The 22,930-nt window shown below is 66.8% G+C and carries 19 protein-coding genes; 14 read left to right on the top strand and 5 right to left on the bottom strand.

Translation table 11 applies throughout. The features are described from left to right. The first annotated feature begins 75 nt into the window (after positions 1–75). The 4 genes from tsf to ACQCVD_RS00420 all read left to right on the top strand — a co-directional run bounded on the left by tsf (position 76) and on the right by ACQCVD_RS00420 (position 3,838). Positions 76–903: a translation elongation factor Ts gene (gene tsf, locus ACQCVD_RS00405; protein ID WP_426821711.1), complete on the top strand. Its 828-nt coding sequence runs from the start codon at positions 76–78 to the stop codon at positions 901–903. A 465-nt stretch (positions 904–1,368) separates the two neighbouring features. Then, positions 1,369–2,055, top strand: a complete 687-nt coding sequence (gene pyrH, locus ACQCVD_RS00410) for a UMP kinase (RefSeq protein WP_426822071.1) — start codon at positions 1,369–1,371, stop codon at positions 2,053–2,055. A 113-nt stretch (positions 2,056–2,168) separates the two neighbouring features. Next, on the top strand, positions 2,169–2,726 hold the full coding sequence (gene frr / locus ACQCVD_RS00415) for a ribosome recycling factor (protein ID WP_426821712.1): 558 nt from the start codon (positions 2,169–2,171) through the stop codon (positions 2,724–2,726). A gap of 230 nt (positions 2,727–2,956) precedes the next feature. Continuing rightward, positions 2,957–3,838, top strand: coding sequence for a phosphatidate cytidylyltransferase (locus ACQCVD_RS00420; protein ID WP_426821713.1), 882 nt, complete (start codon positions 2,957–2,959; stop codon positions 3,836–3,838). A gap of 117 nt (positions 3,839–3,955) precedes the next feature. Here the strand turns inward: ACQCVD_RS00420 and ACQCVD_RS00425 are convergent, their stop codons facing one another. Next, positions 3,956–4,426 (bottom strand): LapA family protein, encoded by a 471-nt coding sequence (locus ACQCVD_RS00425; RefSeq protein WP_426821714.1) that lies wholly within the window; start codon positions 4,424–4,426, stop codon positions 3,956–3,958. 105 nt (positions 4,427–4,531) lie between these two features. Between ACQCVD_RS00425 and rlmN the strand changes: the two genes are divergently transcribed. The 3 genes from rlmN to ACQCVD_RS00440 all read left to right on the top strand — a co-directional run bounded on the left by rlmN (position 4,532) and on the right by ACQCVD_RS00440 (position 8,177). Then, positions 4,532–5,641: a 23S rRNA (adenine(2503)-C(2))-methyltransferase RlmN gene (gene rlmN / locus ACQCVD_RS00430; protein WP_426821715.1), complete on the top strand. Its 1,110-nt coding sequence runs from the start codon at positions 4,532–4,534 to the stop codon at positions 5,639–5,641. A 96-nt stretch (positions 5,642–5,737) separates the two neighbouring features. After that, positions 5,738–6,547: an ABC transporter ATP-binding protein gene (locus ACQCVD_RS00435; RefSeq protein ID WP_426821716.1), complete on the top strand. Its 810-nt coding sequence runs from the start codon at positions 5,738–5,740 to the stop codon at positions 6,545–6,547. Continuing rightward, entirely contained in the window at positions 6,540–8,177 is a 1,638-nt protein-coding gene (locus ACQCVD_RS00440) for a hypothetical protein (protein WP_426821717.1), read from the top strand. Before ACQCVD_RS00435 ends, ACQCVD_RS00440 begins: the two co-directional genes overlap by 8 nt. Positions 8,178–8,568: 391 nt before the next feature. Here ACQCVD_RS00440 and ACQCVD_RS00445 read toward each other — a convergent pair whose 3' ends face one another. Then, complete coding sequence (locus ACQCVD_RS00445) at positions 8,569–9,030, bottom strand: DUF2631 domain-containing protein (RefSeq protein ID WP_426822072.1); 462 nt, start codon at positions 9,028–9,030, stop codon at positions 8,569–8,571. 210 nt (positions 9,031–9,240) lie between these two features. On the opposite strand from ACQCVD_RS00445, the gene dxr reads away from it, so the two are divergent. From dxr to ACQCVD_RS00480, 7 genes are all read left to right on the top strand, one after another. Beyond that, on the top strand, positions 9,241–10,404 hold the full coding sequence (gene dxr, locus ACQCVD_RS00450; protein WP_426821718.1) for a 1-deoxy-D-xylulose-5-phosphate reductoisomerase: 1,164 nt from the start codon (positions 9,241–9,243) through the stop codon (positions 10,402–10,404). Between the two features lie 67 nt (positions 10,405–10,471). Next, entirely contained in the window at positions 10,472–11,683 is a 1,212-nt protein-coding gene (locus tag ACQCVD_RS00455; RefSeq protein WP_426821719.1) for a M50 family metallopeptidase, read from the top strand. A gap of 167 nt (positions 11,684–11,850) precedes the next feature. Next, positions 11,851–13,014: a flavodoxin-dependent (E)-4-hydroxy-3-methylbut-2-enyl-diphosphate synthase gene (gene ispG / locus ACQCVD_RS00460; protein WP_426821720.1), complete on the top strand. Its 1,164-nt coding sequence runs from the start codon at positions 11,851–11,853 to the stop codon at positions 13,012–13,014. Positions 13,015–13,190: 176 nt separating this feature from the next. After that, the gene (locus tag ACQCVD_RS00465; RefSeq protein WP_426821721.1) at positions 13,191–15,068 is read left to right on the top strand and encodes a penicillin-binding transpeptidase domain-containing protein; all 1,878 of its coding nucleotides are present in this window, start codon (positions 13,191–13,193) and stop codon (positions 15,066–15,068) included. A gap of 114 nt (positions 15,069–15,182) precedes the next feature. After that, positions 15,183–16,061 (top strand): type I methionyl aminopeptidase, encoded by an 879-nt coding sequence (gene map / locus ACQCVD_RS00470; protein WP_426821722.1) that lies wholly within the window; start codon positions 15,183–15,185, stop codon positions 16,059–16,061. Positions 16,062–16,170: 109 nt separating this feature from the next. After that, complete coding sequence (locus tag ACQCVD_RS00475) at positions 16,171–17,061, top strand: ATP-binding cassette domain-containing protein (protein WP_426821723.1); 891 nt, start codon at positions 16,171–16,173, stop codon at positions 17,059–17,061. Positions 17,062–17,108: 47 nt separating this feature from the next. Next, a complete protein-coding gene (locus ACQCVD_RS00480; protein WP_426821724.1) occupies positions 17,109–19,580 on the top strand; it encodes an FtsX-like permease family protein in 2,472 nt (823 codons plus the stop codon). Here the strand turns inward: ACQCVD_RS00480 and rraA are convergent. The 3 genes from rraA to ACQCVD_RS00495 all read right to left on the bottom strand — a co-directional run bounded on the left by rraA (position 19,546) and on the right by ACQCVD_RS00495 (position 22,664). Further along, entirely contained in the window at positions 19,546–20,043 is a 498-nt protein-coding gene (gene rraA, locus ACQCVD_RS00485; protein WP_426821725.1) for a ribonuclease E activity regulator RraA, read from the bottom strand. The genes ACQCVD_RS00480 and rraA overlap by 35 nt on opposite strands. A 65-nt stretch (positions 20,044–20,108) precedes the next feature. Beyond that, positions 20,109–21,500, bottom strand: coding sequence for a mycothione reductase (mtr, locus tag ACQCVD_RS00490; RefSeq protein ID WP_426821726.1), 1,392 nt, complete (start codon positions 21,498–21,500; stop codon positions 20,109–20,111). Positions 21,501–21,611: 111 nt separating this feature from the next. Further along, entirely contained in the window at positions 21,612–22,664 is a 1,053-nt protein-coding gene (locus ACQCVD_RS00495) for an alpha/beta hydrolase (protein WP_426821727.1), read from the bottom strand. Positions 22,665–22,930: the final 266 nt, after the last annotated feature.

Consider the following 22,930-nt stretch of genomic DNA (forward strand, 5'->3'; position numbering starts at 1 on the left):
TTCCAGCATGGATCATCCATGTCGAGTACGCTTTCCAACGAATAATGTTCCTACTAAAGGAGGATCGCCCGAACTATGGCGAACTACACCGCTGCAGACGTCAAGAAGCTCCGCGAGATCACCGGTTCCGGAATGATGGACTGCAAGAAGGCCCTGGAGGAGAACGCCGGTGACTTCGACAAGGCCGTCGAGCACCTCCGCATCAAGGGTGCCAAGGACGTGGGCAAGCGCGCCGAGCGCAACGCCACCGAGGGTCTCGTCGCCGTTTCCGGCAACACCATGGTCGAGGTGAACTCGGAGACCGACTTCGTCGCCAAGAACGCCGAGTTCAAGGAGATCGCCGACAAGATCGCCAAGGCTGCTGCCGCTGCCAAGGCCAACTCCGTGGAGGAACTGGCCGAGGTCGAGGTCGACGGCAAGAAGGCCGCTGACGTTATCCAGGAGCTGTCCGCCAAGATCGGTGAGAAGCTCGAGCTGCGTCGCGCCGCCACCCTCGAGGGCGATGACGTGGCCGTGTACCTGCACCAGCGTTCCGCTGATCTGCCTCCGGCAGTCGGCGTCCTGGTTGCCTACACCGGCTCCGGTGACGGTGCCGCTGAGGCCGCACGCAATGTCGCGATGCAGGTTGCCGCCCTCAAGGCCCAGCACCTGTCGCGCGAGGACGTTCCGGCCGAGGTCGTCGAGAAGGAGCGTTCCATCGCCGAGCAGATCACCCGTGACGAGGGTAAGCCGGAGAAGGCCATCCCGAAGATCGTCGAGGGTCGCCTGAACGGTTTCTACAAGGATGTCGTCCTGCTGGAGCAGACTTCGGTCGCCGACAGCAAGAAGACCGTCAAGCAGGTCGCTGACGAGGCCGGTATCGAGGTCACCAGCTTCGTCCGCTTCGAGGTCGGCCAGCAGTAGAGCCGGTCAGTCCCGCCGCCACCCGGCGGCGGTGACACCGACCGCACCGATCCCCGGTTCCCACCCATGAGTGGAAACCGGGGATTTCTGCGTCCCATGAACCGGGTTGGGGGCGACGCTCCCGCCCCGGGTCGGGGGAACACACGGCAACATCCGCCGGGCCGTCCCCGGTGCGCACAGGTACCGTCCCCCGGGGAGGTCCCCACTCCTTTCCCCGCCGATGCGCTGAGGCGGTAGGGGCGCGTCCGGAAGGCCGGGGAACTGCGGGTTTTCCGGAACTTCCGGGTTCTCCCGCGGCGTTGAGTTGGGGAAGCAGTGGCACGCGGTAGGATTGAGCAGGAAAATCCGGTACCGCGTATTCCGTCCGGGAACCTTTCCAGATGTTTTTCAGTCCTCTTCACCAAAGGAGCCCTCACAGTGACCACCCCCGCTGAAAGCGATCAGACCACCGGCTACAAGAGGGTCATGCTCAAGTTGGGCGGTGAGATGTTCGGCGGCGGTAACGTCGGTATCGATCCGGACGTCGTCGAGAATGTCGCCCGTCAAATCGCCGAGGTCGCCAACAACGGCACCGAGGTCGCGGTCGTCATCGGTGGCGGTAACTTCTTCCGCGGGGCGCAGTTGCAGCAGCGTGGCATGGACCGGGCACGTTCTGATTACATGGGCATGCTCGGGACGGTGATGAACTGCCTGGCGCTCCAGGATTTCCTGCTGCAGCAGGGCGTGGAGTGCCGGGTGCAGACCGCCATCAACATGGCGCAGATCGCCGAACCCTACCTGCCGCTGCGGGCCGCGCGCCACCTGGAGAAGGGGAGGGTGGTCATCTTCGGTGCCGGGATGGGAATGCCGTACTTCTCCACGGACACCACCGCGGCCCAGCGCGCCCTGGAGATCGGCTGCGAGGTGCTTCTCATGGCCAAGGCGGTGGATGGGGTCTATGACGATGACCCGCGGACGAACCCCGATGCGCAGCTGCTCACCCAGATCACTCCGCGGGAGGCGATTGAACAGGGCCTGAAGGTCGCCGACGCCACCGCATTCAGCCTGTGTATGGACAACAACATGCCGATCCTGGTGTTCAACCTGCTCACGGAAGGCAACATCGCCCGGGCCGTGTCGGGGGACACCATCGGTACGCTCGTTCGTTCCTGATAGATTTGGACAGGTAGTACACCTCGTGGCAGTCGGTGGTGACCATTGGCGCCACGCCGACCGCGGCGAGAGCGTGTGCCCGACATCCCGACGCAATTCAAGGAAGCAGACACATGATCGACGAAATTCTGTTCGAGGCCGAGGAGCGCATGACCGCCTCCGTCGAGCACACCCGTGAGGATCTCACAACCATCCGCACCGGTCGGGCCAACCCCGCCATGTTCAATGGTGTCATCGCCGAGTACTACGGTGTGCCCACACCGATCACCCAGATGGCCACCATCTCGGTGCCCGAACCGCGCATGCTGCTCATCAAGCCCTATGAGATGTCCGTGATGGGTGAGATCGAGAACGCCATCCGCAACTCCGATCTCGGCGTGAACCCGACGAACGACGGCCAAGTGCTCCGCGTGACCATCCCGCAGCTCACGGAGGAGCGCCGCCGGGAGATGGTCAAGCTGGCCAAGAGCAAGGGTGAGGACGGCAAGATCGCCATCCGCAACATCCGCCGCAAGGGCATGGAGCAGCTGAAGAAGCTCCAGAAGGACGGCGATTCCGGCGAGGATGAGGTCCAGGCAGCGGAAAAGGAACTGGACAAGGTGACCGCCACCTACGTCGGTCAGGTCGACGAACTTGTCGAGCGCAAGGACAAGGAACTGATGGAGGTCTAACCCTCCGGGTCGCCAGACAGATATCTGGGGGACCGACCCGCCGGCCACGGAGCGTGGATGCGGCGGACAACTCTGGGCGCAGCCTGCCCGAGATTAACCCGCGCTGTGACTATGATGTGTGGGAACGTGCCGGGGGACCGGCTCCGGAAGGGTAGGCTGCGTCTTTTTCGTGCCCTGGTGCCGCTTCCGGGGTCAGCGTCCGCCGGCGTGATCGGCAGGAAAGGTTCCAGGTGAGCGAAGCAACAGAATCCGACGGGGCGAAACGGTTCCTCAAACCGAGGCGCTCCGCCGGCCGGGATCTCAGGGCAGCGACCGCCGTCGGGTTGGTCCTCTTCGCCCTGGTCGTGATCGCGGTCATCATCGGGCCGTGGGGCTGGTACTCCCTGGTGGCCGTGGCCGCCGCCCTCGGGACCTGGGAGGTCTGCAGTCGTCTCCGTGAGGGCGGCTACGTCATCCCCCGGACACTGATGATTTTCATGGGCCAAGCCATGATCTGGTTGTCCTGGCCCTTCGGCACCACCGGCTTGGTGGCGGCCTTCATCACGGCTGTTCTGGCCTTGATGGTCGGACGCCTCTTCCATCACGGCCGGAACACCCCACCGAAGAACTATCTCCGGGACACCGCCGTGGGCGTGTTCGTGTTGACCTGGATTCCGATGTTCGCTTCTTTCGCGGCGATGCTCTCCCTGCTGGAGACCCATGATCTCCCGGGCGGCTACTTCATCATCACCTTCATGCTCTGCGTGATCGCCTCGGATATCGGGGGCTATGTCGCCGGCGTGAGCTTCGGCAAGCACCCGATGGCCCCGGCGGTCAGCCCAAAAAAGACCTGGGAAGGCCTCGCCGGCTCCGCCGTCTTCGGCACGGTCGTCGGCTCGCTGGCCGTTGCCCTGCTGCTGAGCTTCCACTGGTGGGTCGGTGCACTGCTCGGGCTGCTCCTCGTGGTGTGCGCCACCCTGGGGGACCTGGTGGAATCGCAGTTCAAACGGGAACTCAAGATCAAGGACATGTCCACACTGCTACCAGGGCACGGCGGGATGATGGACCGTGTCGACGGTGTCCTGCCCGCCTCCATGGTCACCTGGCTGATTCTGAGTTTCATCGGCGGTTAGGGGGATCGGGGTCCGTCCCATGGCACCCCACCGCCGTCCTACCTGATGGCACCGTGGGTTGCCAGCGATGGGCAGGTGGCCTCACCCGCCCCTCGGGCTCCCACTGGCCGCTGTGGGCTAGCGTAGCTGCTTGCGCAACTTACGGACCTGGCGGCGCAGCTCCATCATCCGCACCATGCCGACCAACGCGATGATGAGGCCGCCCGCGATGGCGGTGATGAGGTATCCGATGCCCGCGGGGAACTGGAAGCTCCAGGCGAAGAGGTTCAGCTCCACCTGCTGCTGGTTCTGCAGGATGAAGACGATCAGCAGGATGAGGATGAGCAGGCCGACGACCATCGCCACCCAGGTGCTGCCCGCCAGGGAACCGGTGGTTGCCCGGCCCCGGCCGGTGCGGGGAGCCGGGGTGGCCGGGGCAGGTGCAGGGGCGGTGCCGGCTGGTTCAGGATCCTCCTCGGGGACCGCGGGAAGCTGTGTCGTCTCCGTGGGGTCGGTGCGGGGATCCGTCGGATCGGGGAAGTGCGGCGTGCCGCTGTCCCGGATGTCCTCGTGGATCGGTTCTCCGGACTCTGGGTGTCGCTTTGTCATGTCCCCAATCTAATGCCCTTCGGTGTCAGGTGCGCCACCAATTCGCGGTTTCCGCTGCTAACAATTCGAGAACAACCGCTGCCACGTGCAATGATGGTCCATACCATGGCTGAACCTGTGAAACTGCAATTCGCCGCTCCCAAGCGCGGCATGCCACCCAAGCATTTCGCCGATCTCGACGTCGACGCCCGCATTGCCGCGGTCACCGAGCTCGGTCTCCCGAAATTCCGCGTCGATCAGATCGCCCGTCACTACTACGGTCGTTTCGAAGCTGACCCCTCCACCATGACTGACCTACCCGCCACGGCCCGCGAGAAGGTCAGGGAGGCTCTCTTCCCCGAGCTGATGACCCCGCTGCGGGTCGTGGAAACCGATGACGGCGGCACCCAGAAGACTCTCTGGAAGCTGCACGATGGCACGTTGCTCGAGTCGGTGCTCATGCGCTATCCCGACCGGGCCACCCTGTGCATCTCGTCCCAGGCCGGCTGCGGCATGAACTGCCCCTTCTGCGCCACCGGGCAGGGCGGGCTGGACCGCAACCTGTCCACTGCAGAGATCGTGGACCAGGTGCGTGCCGCAGCCGCCACGATGGAAGCTGAGGGGTCGCGTCTGACCAACATCGTGTTCATGGGGATGGGGGAGCCGCTGGCCAACTACAAGCGCGTGGTCTCCGCCGTCCGCCAGATCACCCAGCCCGCCCCACAGGGCTTCGGTATCTCCCAACGCAATGTCACGGTCTCCACCGTCGGTCTGGCACCGGCGATCCGCAAGTTGGCCGACGAGGACATGTCCGTCACCCTCGCGGTCTCCCTGCACACCCCGGACGATGAGTTCCGGGACACGCTGGTCCCGGTCAACACCCGCTGGTCCGTTGCCGAAGTGCTGGACGCCGCCCGTTACTACGCGGACACATCCGGCCGTCGCGTCTCGATCGAGTACGCCCTGATCCGCGACAAGAATGACCAGCCGTGGCGCGCCGACCTGCTGGGCAAGAAACTGCACGCCGCCCTCGGGTCGAAGGTGCACGTGAACCTGATCCCGCTGAACCCGACCCCGGGTTCGGAGTGGGATGCCTCGCCGAAGGAGCGCCAGGAGGAATTCGTCCGACGCGTCATCGAGCAGGGTGTGCCGTGCACGGTCCGGGACACCAAGGGTGATGAAATTTCCGCCGCCTGCGGCCAGCTCGCCGCGGATGAGGAACAGCAGGTCTCCTAGCCCCGGCTCGGACAGGGTCGGGTGGTGAACGGGAGGATTCCGGGACGGTACCGTGGAGCGTGCCGGAAGACCACCGATCGTGCAAAGGATCCCGCCGTGACTGTCCCAGAACCACATCTGCCACCACTGCAGCCTGACCCGGGGGTGCCTGCCCTCGCGGTACGGGGCCTGACCAAGGCCTTCGGCTCCCATGTGGCGGTGGACCGTCTCAGCCTGGACATCCCCCGCGGAGCGATCTACGGCGTCGTCGGTCCCAACGGGGCGGGCAAGACCACGATGATCAACATGGCCACCGGTCTGTTGACCCCCACCGAGGGGCAGGCCTGGATCTGTGGTCATGATGTCTGGCAGGACCCCCTGCCCACGAAGAACGCCATGGGATTGCTGGTCGACGTCCCGGTATTCGACCGGCTGTCGGGTCCCGAACTCCTGCAGTACCTGGGCGGGCTCCGCGGGATGAACGCGGCGGATGTGGCGTCGCGCAGTGCGGAGCTGCTCGCCGCCCTGGGACTCGCCGAAGCCGGGGAGCGGCGCATCGTCGACTACTCCGCCGGCATGACCAAGAAGATCCTGCTGGCGGCGGCCCTGCTGCACAATCCGGAGATTCTCATCCTCGACGAACCCCTGGAGGCCGTCGACCCGGTCTCCGGGCGGCTGATCCAGCAGATCCTGCGCAACTACGCGGCTGCCGGTGGCACCGTCGTGCTGAGCTCCCACGTCATGGAGATTGTCGAGGGGCTGTGTGACCATGTGGCGATCATCAATCAGGGCCGTGTCCTCACCGCCGGGCACGTGAACGACGTCCGCCAGGGACAGCCGCTGGCGGACGTCTTCGTGGGCTTCGTCGGTGGGACCGAACTCAGCGAGGGCTCCCTCGGCTGGCTGCGGGGAGGGACACATGACTAGCCCGGCCCAGACGCAGCGGGCATCCGTGCCCGGCAACAGCTCGACCACCCGGCTCCTGCTCAGTCTGCAGTGGCGGCTGTGGAAACGCACCGTCTCCGGGAACCCGGCCATCACGATGATGGCGGTGCTCGCCGGTTTTTACGCCCTGATCGGTCTCGTCACCGGTTCCGTACTGGTCTTTCAGGGGCTGACCTCCGGTCCGTCCACTCTCGTGGCCGCGGTGGTGGGCGCGGGCGTCCTCGGCTACCTCATGCTCGCCCTGTTCATGCCCTCCGGGGAAGGCCAGCTGCGTCCGACCTCCTTCACCTTGCTGCCCGTGACATCACGGGAACTCACCCCGGCGATGGCGATCTCGACGATGATGCAGGCCCGGGGCGTCATCGCCGCGATCTGTACCCTGGTGACGCTCACCGTGGCCACTGTTGCAGCCGCGACCGGTGGGAGGGCCTGGTTGATCCTGGTGGTCGTCCCCATGACGCTTCTGGGACTGGTTACCGCCCTGCTGTTGGGGGAACTCCTGGCCGCTGTCATCGGCAGTGGGGGGAGAGTCTCCCGTGAGCGGACCGGGGTCTTCGGCATGCTGGTGTTTCTGGTCGTCGTGGTCGGTTATTCCCTGGTGACCTCCAGCGGTATCGGGACCGCGGAGATAGAGCTGTTCGGCCGGGTCCTGTCCTGGACCCCGATGGGTGCGACCGGAGGCGTGATCGCCGCTGTGGCGCAGGGCAGCTGGGTGACCGCCGTACTGCAGTTGCTCATCGCCGTTGCCACCATCATTCTGGGAACCTGGTGGTGGCGGAACCGGATCGACCGGGAACTACGCGCCCCACTGGATGCCGGAACCTCTGCCACGGAGGAAAAGGAGACCAGGGGGCAGCGTCGGCTCCTGCTGCCGGGCGTGCCCGATACCCCGGCGGGGGCGGTGTTCTCCCGGGCGTTTCGTTATCTGCGCCGGGACAGCCGGTTGCTGCCGTCCGTCATCATGGTTCCGCTGATGGGTGTGTTCTTCCTGGTACAGGGTCTGCTCGGCCAGTCGGGCATGATCTACTTCGGCGCGGTGTTCATGGCGTTGCTGGCGGGGACGGTGGCGTCCAATGACTTCGGCTATGACGGCCCGGCCGGTTGGCTCCACCTGGTCACGGGCGTCCCGCCGCGGACCCAGTTGTTGGCCCGGCATGCCGCGTCCGCCGCGCCGATGTTCGGAATGCTCCTGCTCTACGTGGTGGTGATGGTCATTCTGGCGCCGGACACCGGGCTGGCGGCGCTGGTGGGCATCGCTGCGGTGGGGATGCTGGGGACCAGCCTCGGTGTCGCTCTGCTGCTGACCACCTTCAACCCGTATCCCACCTCCAAACCGGGCACCAACCCGTGGAGCGACAAGAGCGGTTACAGCGGTGCGGCCTTCATCGCCGCCTTCACCGCGATCTTCCTCGGCTGGATTCCCTCGGCTCCGGGCGGTGCGATGATGCTCATCGGCCACGGTTCCGGAGCCGTGGGCCTGATCGTCTCGGGTGTGGTGCTGGCGTTGCTCCTGCCCGGGGTCTTCTACGCCGTGGCGATCCATCTGTGCGGCCGCCGTGTCAGCCGGGAGCGGGTCGCGATCCAGCACAGAGTCCGGCACTGGGTGAACTGACATCCGGTGTCCACCTGCGGACCTGCCACGGCAAGGGTGGTGGGTGCCTCCCGGGAACTGCCCGCCACGGGCGGGATCCGGCGTGGTGGGCCATGACACTGATGTCGGGCCCAGCCGACGGCCTCGGCCGCAGTCGGCGGAGGACAGCGGCCCTACTTCTCCGGTATGGCGCCCGGGGCCGGTAGGAGCCAGCGCGGGATCACCGTGCCCGCATCCACCGGGGAACGGCGTTCTGTAACTTTCCGTCCCCCCCCCAGACCGGCGTCCAAGCTGCGCTTCGCGGGGGCCGGGTCCCGTTCCACACCTGTCTGCGTGCGCAACAAGACCGCCGTCCACGGAGATTTCCGTGAACGGCGGCTACTGTATCTGGCGGCCTCGCCCCCGAGGCGTCCTAACGGACGTCGGTGGACTTGGACTGGGTGACTCCATCCGGCAGCTGACGCAGGTGCTGCACGCGGCCGGGCTCAATGTTGTGGGCACGGAGCTGAGAATCGGTCAGCTCGGCGTAGGGGCCCTGCAGGGTCTTCTGGAGGTAGGGCCACTCCGGCTCCTGGTGTCCGACCGGCTTGTTCCGGGCGGTCAGGGTGCGGACCTGGTGCAGCTTGGGCTCGAAGAGGTGGATGAGCAGACCGATGGCGATGATACCCGCCAGGGACAGCAGCCAGATCGTCTCGACGTGGCCCTCGTGGTTGCCGAAGTTAAATCCGAGCAGGAACAGCACGGAGACCCAGCCGGCGATCTGAATGGCGGTCTTGCTCAGACCGTGCCAGCCCCAAGCGGCCGACGGCTCATCGAGGGTGGACACGCCGTTGTGGACCTCGGGCGCGATTTCGTGGGAACTAGCCACGTTCATCTCCTTCATACGAGCTTCCCGCGCCGGGGAAACGACCATTCTCAGCCGCTCCACCTAACGCCGAAAGCCAGGCTTTCCGTACAAAACACTTACCTGTATCTTTGCACATTCGCAGTTGTCGTGCGAGAAGGACACCCCCACCATCCGGTGCCTCGGCATATTCGCCGACCAGGCGATGTCGGCGCCACCACCGGGTGCGACAATGGACGGGTGACCAAGCGCATCCTCATTCTAGGCTCCACCGGTTCCATCGGCACACAGGCCCTGGAGGTGATCGCTGATAACCCGGACAAGTTCACGGTCGTCGGCATCGCCGCGGGCGGCTCCGACCCGGAACTGATCCTCCGCCAGGCCCGCAGCCTCCAATTGGCACCCCATCAGGTCGCCGTGGCACGTGCCGACGCCGCCGACGCCGTCTCTGCTGCGCTGGGCGGCACCGTGCGTTCCGGTGCACACGCGGCGGAGCAGCTGGTCCGGGAAACCGCGACGGACACTGTTCTCAACGCTCTCGTGGGCTCCCTGGGACTGGGCGCCACTCTCGCAGCCCTGGCCACCGGTGCCACGCTGGCCCTGGCGAACAAGGAATCCCTGGTGGCCGGCGGGGATCTGGTCATGGCGCAGGCCGCGCCGGGACAGTTGATTCCGGTCGACTCCGAGCACTCCGCCATGGCGCAGTGCCTGCGCGCCGGCACCGCTCGGGAGGTGGACCGGCTGGTGCTCACGGCCTCCGGCGGCCCCTTCCGGGGCTGGCGCCGGGACCAGATGTGGGACGTCACTCCCGAGCAGGCGGCGGCACACCCCACCTGGTCCATGGGACAGATGAACACCCTGAATTCCGCCACCCTGATCAACAAGGGCCTGGAGCTGATCGAAGCGACCCTGTTGTTCGGCATCGGCGCGGAGCGGGTCGACGTCACGGTGCACCCGCAGTCGATCATCCATTCCATGGTCACCTTCACCGACGGCGCCACCATCGCCCAGGCCTCCCCGCCGTCGATGAAGCTGCCGATCGCCCTCGCGCTGGACTGGCCGGCCCGTGTGCCGGAGGCACAGCCCGCACTGGACTTCCGCACCGCGCACGACTGGCGGTTCGAGCCGCTTGACGACGCCGCGTTCCCCGCCGTGCAGCTGGCCCGCGACGTCGCCGGCCGGGGCGGTACCCACCCGGCGGTTTACAACGCCGCCAACGAGGAGGCCGCGGCCGCATTCCTGACGGGCCGGATCCGCTTCCCGGAGATCGTCGATATCGTCGCTGACGTCGTCGGGCAGGGCTCTCAGTTTGCTGGTGTACCCTCAACTGTCGACGATGTTCTGGCCACCGAGACGGAGGCGCGGGCCCGGGCGAACGAGCTCGTGGCGCAACGGGCACACTAGCCCGCCCCCGCGGGGAAGCACGGCGTCGGAACCATAATTTTCAAGCACCAACCGCTAGGAGAGTTGCGTGGCGGCATATCTGCTCGGCGTCCTGCTGTTCGCCGTGGGCATTGCGGTGAGCATCGCCCTTCATGAGCTCGGCCACCTGCTGGCTGCCCGGGCCTTCGGGATGCGGGTCCGCCGGTACTTCATCGGATTCGGGCCGAAGGTCTGGTCCTTCCGCAGAGGGCAGACCGAGTACGGTGTGAACGCCCTGCCCTTCGGCGGGTTCTGTGACATCGCCGGCATGACCGCCCAGGACGAGGTCACGCCGGAAGAAGCTCCGCCCGCCATGGTCAACAAGCCCTGGTGGCAGCGGGTCACCGTGCTCTCCGGCGGAGTCGTCATGAACATCATCATCGGGTTCGTGGTCCTGTATCTGGTGGCGGTGTTCTCCGGCATCCCGAACCCCTACGCGGACCGTACCCCCACGGTCGGGGAGACCGTGTGCGTCGCGGACCAGATCGATGAGGAGACCTCGGCGGACTGCGCCGGTGCCGGACCTGCCGGGGAGGCCGGCGTCGAGGTGGGGGACAGGCTCCTGGCGCTCAACGGCGAAGAATTGGAGACCTTCACCGATCTGCGGGACCGGGTGCTGACCATGCCCGGAGAAACCGTGACGCTGACGGTGGAGCGAGACGGCCGCGAACTGGACATCCCGGTTCCGGTGACCGCCACCGACCGCCTCAGCCCGAACGGTGAGCTGGTGGAAACCGGTGCCGTCGGGCTGGTCAACGCCCCGGTGGAGGATGCGGTGAAACAATTCGGCCCGCTCGAGGCGGTTCCGGCCACCCTGACCTTCACCGGGCAGACGCTGGAGGCGACGGTGGATGCGTTGATCGCACTGCCCGGCAAGATCCCGGGAGTGGTGGCCTCGATCTTCGGTGCGGAGCGGGACGTGGAGTCTCCGATGAGCGTCGTCGGCGCCTCCCGGGTCGGCGGTGAACTGGTGGAACGTTCCCTCTGGGCGATGTTCTTCATGATGCTGGCGAGCCTGAACTTCTTCCTCGCCCTGATCAACATCGTCCCGCTGCCGCCGCTGGACGGCGGGCACATCGCCGTGGTGTTCTACGAGAAGATCCGGGACTTCATCCGCCGACTGCGCGGTCTGCCCGCCGGCGCTCCGGCCGACTACACCCGGCTGATGCCGATCACGTTGGGGGTGGCCGCGCTGATGTTGAGCCTGGGGTCGATCGTGCTGATCGCGGATGTGGTCAACCCGATCAGGCTCTTCGGGTGAGACGGTCCCCACACCCCGGCTGACCTCGGCTGATCCGCGCGCACCGGTTCCGCGGGAATAAGGCGAAGGTGTAACCTGGTTGGTGTTTAGAGCTACCCCTACAATCCCACAATCTTCAGGGCCGGAGCCGGTAGACCATCCGCGGCCCGCAGCTAGGAGCGATAACTGTGTCGATTCCCATCGGTCTCGGACTTCCCGAAGCCCCGCCGCCCACGCTCGCGCCGCGCCGCAGGACACGGCAGCTCATGGTCGGCAGCGTCGGAGTTGGATCGGACCACCCGATCAGCGTCCAGTCGATGACGACCACCAAGACCCACGACATCAACGGCACCCTGCAGCAGATCGCCCAGCTGACGGCGAGCGGCTGCGATATCGTCCGGGTCGCCTGCCCGAAGACGGCCGATGCCGAGGCACTGCCGATCATCGCGAAGAAGTCCCCGATCCCGGTGATCGCGGACATCCACTTCCAGCCCAAGTACATCTTCTCCGCCATCGAGGCCGGCTGCGCCGGCGTGCGCGTCAACCCCGGCAACATCAAGGAGTTCGACGGCCGGGTCAAGGAGGTCGCCAAGGCCGCCGGGGACGCGAATATCCCGATCCGCATCGGTGTGAACGGCGGCTCCCTCGATAAGCGCCTGCTGGAGAAGTACGGCAAGGCGACCCCGGAGGCGCTCGTGGAGTCCGCCATCTGGGAGGCGGGCCTCTTCGAGGAGCACGGCTACGGGGACATCGCGATCTCCGTCAAGCACTCGGACCCGGTCATCATGGTGGAGGCCTACCGTCAGCTGGCCGAGCAGACGGACTATCCGCTGCACCTGGGTGTCACGGAGGCCGGCCCGAAGTTCATGGGCACCATCAAGTCCTCCGTGGCCTTCGGCGCCCTGCTGTCCCAGGGTATCGGTGACACGATCCGTGTCTCCCTGTCCGCTGACCCGGTAGAGGAGATCAAGGTCGGCGACCAGATCCTGCAGTCGATGAACCTGCGGCCGCGCAAGCTGGAGATCGTCTCGTGCCCCTCCTGCGGCCGCGCCCAGGTGGACGTGTACCAGCTGGCGGATGAGGTCACCGAGGCGCTCGACGGCATGGAGTATCCGTTGCGCGTCGCTGTCATGGGATGCGTCGTCAACGGCCCGGGAGAGGCCCGCGACGCTGACCTGGGCGTGGCCTCGGGTAACGGCAAGGGGCAGATCTTCGTCAAGGGCGAGGTCATCAAGACCGTTCCCGAATCCCAGATCGTGCAGACCCTGATCGAGGAGGCGGAGCGCATCGCACAGGAGCAGGGCCTCGAGGAGATCGAAGGAACCAAGGCCGAAGTCAAGGTTACGCGCTAGACACTTTCCCGGAGCCCTCGGCTCCCCACGGCGCGGCCCCGTTCGAAGCGGCGGGGACCGCGCCGTCACCGCTGTTCTCCATTTCGAGGACGCGTCAATGTCTGCTGAATTTTCCCTGTGAAACCTCTGCGGTGTGTGGTCTCGGCACCGTCGCCGAGTGGTGTTAGCCTACCGGCATGAGGAAATCCGTTGCCCTGCTGATGGTGGTGGGGACCGTGGCAGGAAGCCTGGTGGCCTGCACCCCGAAACCTGCGGTGGCGGAGCCGGTCGCGGAAGAGTTTCTGGAGGCCCTGGCGGCCCGCGACATGGATGCGGCGCTGGAACACGTGGACAACCCGGCGGCCGCCCGGACGATTCTGGCCGCCACCTATGACGGCCTTCAGGCCGAGGGCCTGGAGATTTCGCTGAACCGGGTGGACTCCCAGGACAACCTGGCCGAGGTCGGCTACACCATGGCCTGGGATCTCCCGCGGGACCGGATGCTGGAGTACGACTCCACGATGACCCTGACGAGGTCAGAAGGGGAGTGGACCGTGCGCTGGCGCCCCACGCTGGTTCATCCGGAGCTGGGGGCCAACCAGCACCTGGAGCTGCGCTCCGTGCCGGCGGAGCAGGCCAGTGTGATCACCTCCGACGGGGCAGAGGTGCTCGGTTCCGGCGTGGTCCACCGCATCCTCGTGGATACGGGGAAGATGTCGGATCCGAAGATCACCGCCGCCCGGATCGCTGACGCCGTCAACGACGCCAAGCGGGGCGAGGACTCCGGTCCGGCGCTCGATCCGGCGGTCCTGGCCGACCGACTCGCGGAAGCCTCCGGCACCTACTCGGTCACCACCATCCCGCAGCTGCACGGTCCCGCGGTCGCCGATCAGCTGGGCGATCTGGCCGAGGTGTCGCTCAACGAGGAAGCCGCCATGGTGCCCACCGACCCGGATTTCGCCACCGACATCATGTCCCGGGTGGGCACGATCGTCGCGGAAGATCTCGAGGGGACGGACGGGTGGCGCGTGGCCACCGTGACCTCGGAAGGGGCGGCCTATGACGACGTCGCCTATGAACCGGCGCAGCCGGCCCCGGCGATCCGCATCGGTCTGGGCTATGACATCCAGCGCGCGGCGGAGGAGGCGGTGAGTCTGCGCCGGGACATGAAGGCGATGCTCGTGGCCATCCGTCCGTCGACCGGCCAGATACTTGCTGTCGCCCAGACGGATCAGGCCGACGAAGACGGCAACATCGCGACAATGGGGCAGTACCCGCCGGGTTCGGTCTTCAAGGTCATCACGGCCGCCGCCGGCTTCGAGCGGCAGGAACTCACCCCGGAGTCGATCGTGCCCTGCCCCGGCTCCATGGACATCTACGGCCGGATGGTCACCAACTACAACGGCTTCAGTCTCGGAAATGTGCCGCTGGACCGGGCATTCGCCTCCTCGTGCAACACCACCTTCGCGGACATGTCCTACCAGTTGGCGCCCGGGGAACTGCAGGAGGTGGGCAAACAGTTCGGCGTCGGGGTGAACTACGACATCCCGGGCCTGGACACCGTGACCGGTTCCATCCCGGAGGGGGAGACCGCCTTGGACCGTACGGAGGCGGGCTATGGCCAGGGTCTGGACCTGGCCAGCCCCTTCGGCATGGCGCTGATGTCCGCGACGGTCGCCGCAGGGGCCACACCGGTTCCGCGGCTGATCGACGGACACGAGACCCAGGTGAGCGAGGACGCACCGCCCCTCGACGAGGAGACGGTGGCGCAGCTGCGCCAGGTGATGCGTTCGGTGGTCACCTCGGGTACCGCCCGTGGCATGCAGGCCGAGGGCGAGATCTACGCCAAGACCGGGGAAGCGGAGATCAACGGGGGCTCCCACGCCTGGTTCACGGGTTTCCGCGACGACGACATCGCCTTCGCCACCCTGGTGGTTCTCGGCGGTGGTTCGGAGACGGCGGTGTCCGTCACCGACCACTTCTTCCGTGCCCTGGACGAAGCCCGCACAGCCCGGGAACCGGATGCCGAGCTCGACCTCACCGGGGAGACCGTGACCGCCACAGGGCCGCAGTAAACCGGGGCGTCGACAATCCCGGTGGATCTGCCGCGGCGTCCGAAAACCGCAGGACAGTTCACGGCCACCACCGCGTCCACTACCCGGCTGGACAAGCGGACTACCATGAGAACCATGTCTTTAACCCGCGCAATGCTCACCCCCGGAACCCCCACCCCCATCCGGGAGGTTCCCAAGCACATCGAACGTCCCGAGTACGTCTGGAAGGACGAGGTCCAGGAAAACGTCGGAGAAGCCTTCATCCAGCCCCCGGAGGTCATCGAGGCCATGCGGGAGGCCTCGAAGATCGCGGCGAACGCCCTGCAGGCCGCCGGTGCCGCCGTCAAACCCGGTGCCACCACCGATGAGGTGGACCGCGTGGCTCATGAGTACATGCTGGACCACGGCGCATACCCCTCCACCCTGGGCTACCGGGGCTACACCAAGTCCACCTGCGTCTCCCTCAACGAGATCATCTGCCACGGTATCCCGGACTCCACCGTGATCGAGGACGGCGACATCGTCAACATCGACGTCACGGCCTACAAGAACGGGGTGCACGGTGACACCAACGCCACCTTCCTGGCCGGTAACGTCTCCGAGGAACACCGGTTGCTGGTGGAACGGACCCACGAGGCCATGATGCGCGGCATCAAGGTGGCCAAGCCGGGACGCGAGATCAACGTCATCGGTCGGGTCATCGAGTCCTATGCCAAGCGTTTCGGATACAACGTGGTCCGGGACTTCACCGGACACGGCGTGGGCCCGACCTTCCACAACGGCCTGGTGGTCCTGCACTACGATTCCGACGTCTACCGCGACATCCTCGAGCCCGGCATGACGCTGACGATCGAACCCATGATCAACCTCGGTGCACTCGACTACACCATCTGGGATGATGACTGGACCGTCCAGAACACCGACGGCAAGTTCACCGCCCAGTTCGAGCACACGATCGTCATCACCGATGACGGCAACGAGATCCTGACCCTGCCGGATGCCGCCCAGGCCTGATTATTCCGGAGCGGGAGCGAATGCATCCCGCTCCCGGCGGTAAACCGGTGATATTTCTCGTACACTGTGATAGTTCCCGTTCCGGACCCGGAAAGCAGCAGAGTTGGTCATGGCCCCCACAAACCGGGTGCTCACCGCCGAGCACCTCACACGGTTCTTCGGGCGCGGTGACACCCGCACCACCGCGTTCCGGGATCTTGACGTGGCTGTCCCGCGTGGTGAGTGGACCACGGTCCTCGGCCCGGCGGGCTCCGGGAAGACCGCCCTGTTCGAGTGTCTCACCGGTCTGGCGCTTCCTTCGGAGGGCAGCGTATTCATCCACGACGGAAAACACTCCAGGCGCCGGGCGCTGGAGCTGAGCTCATTATCTGATAACGCCCGGACAAGACTCCGACGCAGCCGGATCGGGGCGTTGCCCAGTGAGTGCGACCTGATGCCATCCCTCACCCTGCGCGAGAACCTCCTGTTGGGAACCCGCCTGGCACGTCACCGCGTCGATCGGGCCGCGTTCCGCGAGCAGTGCGCCGACTATGGTCTCGGTGCACACCTGCGGAAATCGCCGGACAGCGTGCCGGCGGACGTCCGTCTCCGGGCCCGGCTGCTCCGCACCCTGCTGACGGAGCCGGATGTCCTGCTTCTCGATGAACCCACAGCGGCCCTGGAGGCGGGACAGACGGCGGATCTGCTCCAGCTGCTGCGCGAACTTGTCACCGCCCACCACACGGTGGTGGTCTGCACCAGCGATGACCGGATGGCTGAGCAGGGCGATCACGTTCTCATGCTGCCCGGCGGTCTCCCGGCCGGAGTGGACCGGCCGCATCCTGGGTCACCCGGTGATTCCCGTGTACCGCGCATGCCGGCTCTGAAGGGGGTGCCACCGGTCACGGCCCCGCCTCGTCCGGCGCAGACCGAACCGGACCCCGTCGCCGCGGAGCTGCTCCCGGTTCCGGCTTCCCGGCTGCAGGTGACCACACCAGGGGAGGAACCCTCCCGGTGCTGAGGCTGAGTCTCGGGCAGCTCCGCCACCGCCCCTGGCACTTTCTCTGGATGGCTCTGGGAATCTTCGTGGCGGTGGCGCTCACGGTGGGCACGGCCGCCATCAGTGCCTCACTGACGCACTCCGCCCACCAGATGCTCGCACGCGGTTATGAGCACACCGACGTCGTCATCGACCTGGCACCCACGAAGCAGGACACCGCTGGGGCGGTGGTGGATGCGGTGCGGCGCACCCCGGGGGTGGCGGACGCGGTCTTCGACCAGACGGGAACGGCGTCGGTGTCGGAATCGGGATCGTTGCACGAGACGGTCACCGTGGCGGCGGTCAGCGACGGACCGCAGCAGTGGCGTTTCCTGCGTGACGGGAGACTGCCGCTATCCCCCGGGGAAGTGGCCACCACTGACGAGGACATCCCCCTGGGATCCACCCTTCTGCTGCGGCCCGGGCAACGGGGCAACCCGGTGCCGGTGACGGTGGTGGGGAAGATGGGTACCTCAGCTGCCGAGGACCTGGAGCGCGCCACGATGTGGCTGGCTGTACCGGCGGCGGTGGCGGAATGGTTCCCCGAGCAGGCCAGCGGAGAAATCAGGGTCAGCGCGGCACCCGGCGCTGAGCCGCAGGAACTGGCCGCCGGTCTGGAGACCGCCCTGGTGCCGGTCGCCGGAGCCAGCGCACGGGTGAGCACGGCGGAGCAGCAACTGACCACTCTCGTGGACGACTACCTGGCAGGACAGTTCAGCTGGTTTCTCGCGCTCGGCGTGTTCATTCTGGCCGTCCTGGCCGGGATGGCCCTGCTCCTGTATACGGCGTGGCTGCTGATACTGCAGGGGCGGCTCACCGAAGTGGCTGCCCTGCGGACGATGGGGGCCACCTCCGCGCAGCAGCGCACGGCGTTGCTGGTCGAAGCCAGTCTGGTCACACTCCCGGCGTGGGCCGTGGGCGCTCCGACGGGCATGCTGCTGGCCCGGATGCTGGCGGGGCAGCTCGGTTCGGAGGTGCCCCTGTCCACGGTCACTCTCGATCCCGTGGCGCACCTGCTCATCGGAGTATCGGTCGTGGCGCTGGCACTGACGGCGGCGCTGGCCGCCTACCGGCGGGTGGAGCGGCGGCTGGTCCGGCAGACGCAGGACTCCGTGACACGTCGGGATGGCCAGCTCCCGGTCCTGATCGGGGGAGTGCTCCTGCTGGGCTTTGGATTAGCGGGGTTACAGGTGGATCCGGCTGATGGCCGGCCAGGCGGGATGGCGACTGCGGCCACCACCGCTCTGCTGGTCTTCGGGCTCCTACTGGGAGTGGCGCTGTTGAGTGCCGGGCTGTTGCCGCTGCTCTGGTGCTGGATCTCCCGCCTGTCCGCGGGGCGCGTCCCCGTCTGGTTGACCCTGGGTCTGGCAGAGGCGGGGCACCGCCGTCGGGGGTACGCGGCCCTGTTGACTCTCCTCGTCGCCGGCACCGGCCTGGCCACCGTACTGCTGAGCGCGGAGCAGCCGTTCCGGGAGGCGTTGACCCCACGCGGCAGCGACGGCACCGCTGCGGAGTCCGTCGATCTGGTGATCACCGGGGCGGGGGAGACGCTTAACCCGGGGTTGTTGGACGACGTCGCGGCGCTGCCGGGAGTCACCGCTGTCGTGGCCCCGCCCGCCCTCACCATCACGGGTCCGGAGGATCACCCGGACACGGCTTTCGCCCTCAGCGACAGTGACGCCGCCGCGGTACTGGGCGAGGGGTACTCCGGGTCCTTCTTCCCGCAGCCCGGCGAAGTGGTGCTGGGCACCGCGTCCCCCCTGCGTTCCGAGCTGATCAACGGTTCCCTCACCACGGTTGATGTTCTCGGCCAGCCCTTCGAGATGACGGTGGTCTTCGGTGCCGGTCCCCGCACCCTGATCGACGCCGCTACCGCCCGCGAGGCCCAGACCACACTGGCCGGCCAGCGCGGAGTCCCGGTGGATCTGGCCCCCGACCTGCCGGCACCGGTGGCCCTGGTGCGGCTGTCCGAGCAGGTACGCCACGACGCCGCGGACCCCACACTCGAGCAGATCCGGGGGCTGCTGCGGAACAATGAGCAGCAGGTCTCCCTCCAGGTGGCCCCACCGGCGAGTCCGGACACCGGGCCGTCGGGCTGGCTGGTCGCGGTGCTCCCGGCTCTGCTGGTGCTGCTGGCCAGCTGGGGCAGTGCGGCCAATCTGCTCGCGGCGGGAGTGCCCGCCTGTTCCCGCAACATCATCAGAGCCCGGCAGCTGGGGCTGACCGGTGGGCAATGCCGCGCGATGGTCGCGATGTCCCTCGGGCTGCTCGCCCTTCCCACCGCCACCGTGGGGGTAGCGGCGGGTGACCGGGTGGCGGCGGCGGTTCTTCCCGCCCTCTCTGCCTCCGGTGCCACGGCAACCGGCACGACGTCGGCGTGGCTGCCCGGGGCCGTCGTGCTGACCAGCACCGCGGTCGTCCTGGGAGTCGGGTGGCTTCTCCTGGCGCCGCGGAACGGTTCCGGTGCTAGTCCGACGGCCGCGCGATCGGCTGCTCGGTGACGATGATGCCGTCCGCGTCGGCGTAGAGGTAGTGGCCCGGGATGAAGTCCACACCGCCCAGGCTCACCACGTCATCCCGCCGGCCCGTGCCTTCCTTGGCGGATTTACGGGGATTGGTGCCCAGTGCCTTGCAGCCGAACTCGAGTGTGGCAAGTACCGCGGTGTCGCGGACCGCACCGTTGATCACGACCCCGGCCCAGCCGCTGCTGACTCCCGCGGCTGCGATCATGTCGCCCATGAGGGCGGTGTGAACTGACCCGGCGCCGTCCACGACGAGGACGCCGCCCGGGTTGGGTTCCCCGAGGATCTGCTTGATCAAGGCGTTGTCCTCGAAACAGGTGACGGTGGTGATCACGCCGTGGAAGTCAACGTGCCCACCGAAGTCACGGAACTGGGTGTCACAGCTGCGGGCGTCCGAACCGATGATGTCCACCAGATCGGCGGTGGGGAGGAAAGTGGTCATGGCGTTACCCTATCCAGTCCCCGCCCGCTTCGCCGGGGATTTTCCGCACCGGTTCGGTAACCAGGCTAGAATTCCAGGCCGAGCAGGGCGTTCTCGGTGACCTCCGGCAGCGCTGGGTGGATCCAGTACTGCTTCGTCGCCACTTCCCGGACATCCAGGTCGAAGGTCATCACCGTGATCATCTGCTGGATCAGGGTGGCGGCCTGCGGACCCATGTAGTGGGCGCCGAGCAGCTTGCCCGTCTTCTTGTCGGCGATCAGCTTGACGATGCCGGTCTGATCCTCCATGGCCCAGCCATAGGCGACGTCGCCGTAGTTCTGGACCTTGACGGTGATGTCGTAACCGGCCTGCTCCGCCTCCTGCTGGGTCAGCCCCACAGTGGCGATCTGCGGATGGGTGAAGATCGCGGAGGGGACATTCTCGCGCGGCATCCGCCGCAGGTCGTCGGGGTGGCTCAGGTTGTGTCTGACCGCCCGGGTCTCGGCGTTGGCCACGTGCTTGAGCTGGTAGGGCGATGAGATGTCACCGAGTGCCCACACCCCTTCTGCGGTGGTGCGGCCGTAGGGGTCGACCGTGATCCGCTGCTCGGCCATCTCGATGCCGGCGGATGCCAGGTTCAGCTGGTCCCCGTTCGGGGTGCGGCCCGTGGCCACCAGCAGGATCTCGGCGTTGACCCGGGCACCGTCGTCGAGGTGCAGGGTGATCCCGTTCTGGTCCTCGCCCGCGGCGGTGACCTGTCGACCCAGGCGGACGTCATAGCGCTGCTGGGCCAGTGCCGTGAAGCGGTCGGCCAGGTCGGCGTCGAGGTGGCGCAGCAGCTTGTGGGAACGGTTGACCACGGTCACCTTGGTACCCAGAGCCTCGAAGACGTGCGCGAACTCCATGGCGATGAAACCGCCGCCCATGATCACGATGGACTTCGGCTGCTCCGGCAGTCGCATGATGTCCTCGTTAGTGTGGTAGCGCACGCCGGAACGGGAGATGACCGCCGGGATATTCGGGCGGGAGCCAGCGGCGATGACAATCTGGTCGCCGGAGATGATCTTCTCCTGTTCGCCCTGGCCGGTGCGCAGCGTGCGCTCGCCGACGAACGTGGCGTGCCGGTCGTAGACGTCGATGTTGGGGGTCTCCGGACCACGCCGGTAGTTCTCGCCGGCCTCGGCGATCTTGTCGATGCGGTTGAGGAACACGCGGTCGACGATGGAGCGCCAGTCCACGCCGTTGACCTGGGCGTCGACGCCGAGCCGGGCGGAGTCGCGCGTGACCAGCGCCGTGTCGGCGGCGTAGACGTACATCTTGGTCGGGATGCAGCCGACGTTCATGCAGGTGCCGCCGAACTTGGCCTCCTCGATGATGGCGATCGACATGTCGTCGTGCTCCGGGCCGGGGATCGAGTTGCCCGATCCCGCGCCGAGAATGATCAGGTCGTAGTGGGCATCGACTTTCGTCTCGCTCATATAGGTCTCCTTGTGCACCCGTACACTCCGCGGGTCTCGTGGCTGTGGCAGGGTCGCACGGACCAATCCCGACAGCCAATAAATAAACTAAAGGTTCAGCGGTAAATGCTATCAAAATTGCCCGGTGGGAGAGACATCCCCGGAGGCCCCGGGAGGAAGATGTCCGTGCAGCCACTCGACCGTGGTCTGCAGCGCCTCCTCCCGGGCGTGCTGCATGGACAGGTACACGTCATGGCGGGCCCCCTCGATCGGGGCCACCGTCACATCGTTTCCCAGCACCGGTGCCCGCCGCTGGATCTGTTCGACGTCGAGTACGGCGTCCGCCGTGTCGGTGGCCGCGGTATAGGGCCGGTTGAGCCAGGATTTCGTGGAACACAGTGTCAAAACGGGCACGCTGACGTCCACCCCGCCATCATGGATCTGCTTCTGCCCCTCCAGCACCGCCCGGACCCAGGCGAGGTATTTCGGGAAGCCCTCCACCGGCTTGTAAGCGGTGTCGAAGTCCCATTCGCGGTGGATGGACTTGCCGTAGGCGCCGAGATTGCCGCCGGGCAGCGGGATCCAGCCGAAGCGTCGGCCGAGGAGGTTGAGGACCGGGCGCGCCAGCCGCACGACCAGGCGGGGGTACATCATGTCCAACCAGGGACTGTTGAGGATGAGGCCGCCCACGCGGGCGTGCCGGACCGGATCAGAGCGGCGCAGGTGATCCAGCCACAGGGGGAGGATCAGTCCACCTGTGGAGTGGCCGTTGGGAATGACCGTCGGGTGTACCGCGGTGATCAGGTCCAGCGCGCTGCTGAGATCAGGGAAGTAGTGCTGCAGGTTCTCGCTGTAGTGCCAGCGCTGCCCGTGCCGTCGGCTACGGCCGCACTTGCGCAGATCCACCGCATAGACGGCCATGCCCGCCTCGTGCAGGTATTCGGCGACATGGGTGGAGAAGAAGTAGTCCGTCATTCCGTGGACGAGCAGGACCGCAGGGCGTTGCCGCCAGTCGGCCTGGTCGGTTCCCGCGGGAAGGTGGCGGACGACCGTGGCGATGGCCCGCCCCTCGCCCTCGGGATCCTGGCCCAGGTCCAGGGTTCGGTGGGTGTAGCCGGGGCCCAGCAGGTCCGGTTCCCAGTCCCCGGTGTCGCCGGAAGTCTGTTCGGCAGGTGTCGCGCTCATGGTCTCAAGCTTAAGCACGCGGGTGTCATGGCGTGGGGGCGGGAGCCGGGCCATCAGGGGCGCGGCGTCGGGCGGCAACCGGGGGTTAAGGTGGGGGTGAGGCTGCTCATACCTGGCGCATTCGTGGGGTCCATGGACGGTCATCCCGCGCCGAGGGCGTAAGCTGAGTTGTCGAAGATACCGTGCGGGTTCGCCGTGGGTGTGTGACCCGCACGGTGACGTGAGTCCCCGAGCAGCTGCATGCGTCGGGCATCAGCCCAGGGAAA

The organism is Corynebacterium halotolerans, from assembly GCF_050107895.1.
Taxonomy (GTDB): domain Bacteria; phylum Actinomycetota; class Actinomycetes; order Mycobacteriales; family Mycobacteriaceae; genus Corynebacterium; species Corynebacterium halotolerans_B.

Coding starts and splice junctions, on each gene's coding strand:
- tsf (WP_426821711.1), top strand. CDS start 76: ATGGCGAACTACACCGCTGCAGACGTCAAGAAGCTCCGCGAGATCACC.
- pyrH (WP_426822071.1), top strand. CDS start 1,369: ATGCTCAAGTTGGGCGGTGAGATGTTCGGCGGCGGTAACGTCGGTATC.
- frr (WP_426821712.1), top strand. CDS start 2,169: ATGATCGACGAAATTCTGTTCGAGGCCGAGGAGCGCATGACCGCCTCC.
- ACQCVD_RS00425 (WP_426821714.1), bottom strand. CDS start 4,426: ATGACAAAGCGACACCCAGAGTCCGGAGAACCGATCCACGAGGACATC.
- rlmN (WP_426821715.1), top strand. CDS start 4,532: ATGGCTGAACCTGTGAAACTGCAATTCGCCGCTCCCAAGCGCGGCATG.
- ACQCVD_RS00440 (WP_426821717.1), top strand. CDS start 6,540: ATGACTAGCCCGGCCCAGACGCAGCGGGCATCCGTGCCCGGCAACAGC.
- ACQCVD_RS00445 (WP_426822072.1), bottom strand. CDS start 9,030: ATGAACGTGGCTAGTTCCCACGAAATCGCGCCCGAGGTCCACAACGGC.
- ACQCVD_RS00465 (WP_426821721.1), top strand. CDS start 13,191: ATGAGGAAATCCGTTGCCCTGCTGATGGTGGTGGGGACCGTGGCAGGA.
- map (WP_426821722.1), top strand. CDS start 15,183: ATGTCTTTAACCCGCGCAATGCTCACCCCCGGAACCCCCACCCCCATC.
- ACQCVD_RS00475 (WP_426821723.1), top strand. CDS start 16,171: ATGGCCCCCACAAACCGGGTGCTCACCGCCGAGCACCTCACACGGTTC.
- ACQCVD_RS00480 (WP_426821724.1), top strand. CDS start 17,109: ATGGCTCTGGGAATCTTCGTGGCGGTGGCGCTCACGGTGGGCACGGCC.
- rraA (WP_426821725.1), bottom strand. CDS start 20,043: ATGACCACTTTCCTCCCCACCGCCGATCTGGTGGACATCATCGGTTCG.
- mtr (WP_426821726.1), bottom strand. CDS start 21,500: ATGAGCGAGACGAAAGTCGATGCCCACTACGACCTGATCATTCTCGGC.
- ACQCVD_RS00495 (WP_426821727.1), bottom strand. CDS start 22,664: ATGAGCGCGACACCTGCCGAACAGACTTCCGGCGACACCGGGGACTGG.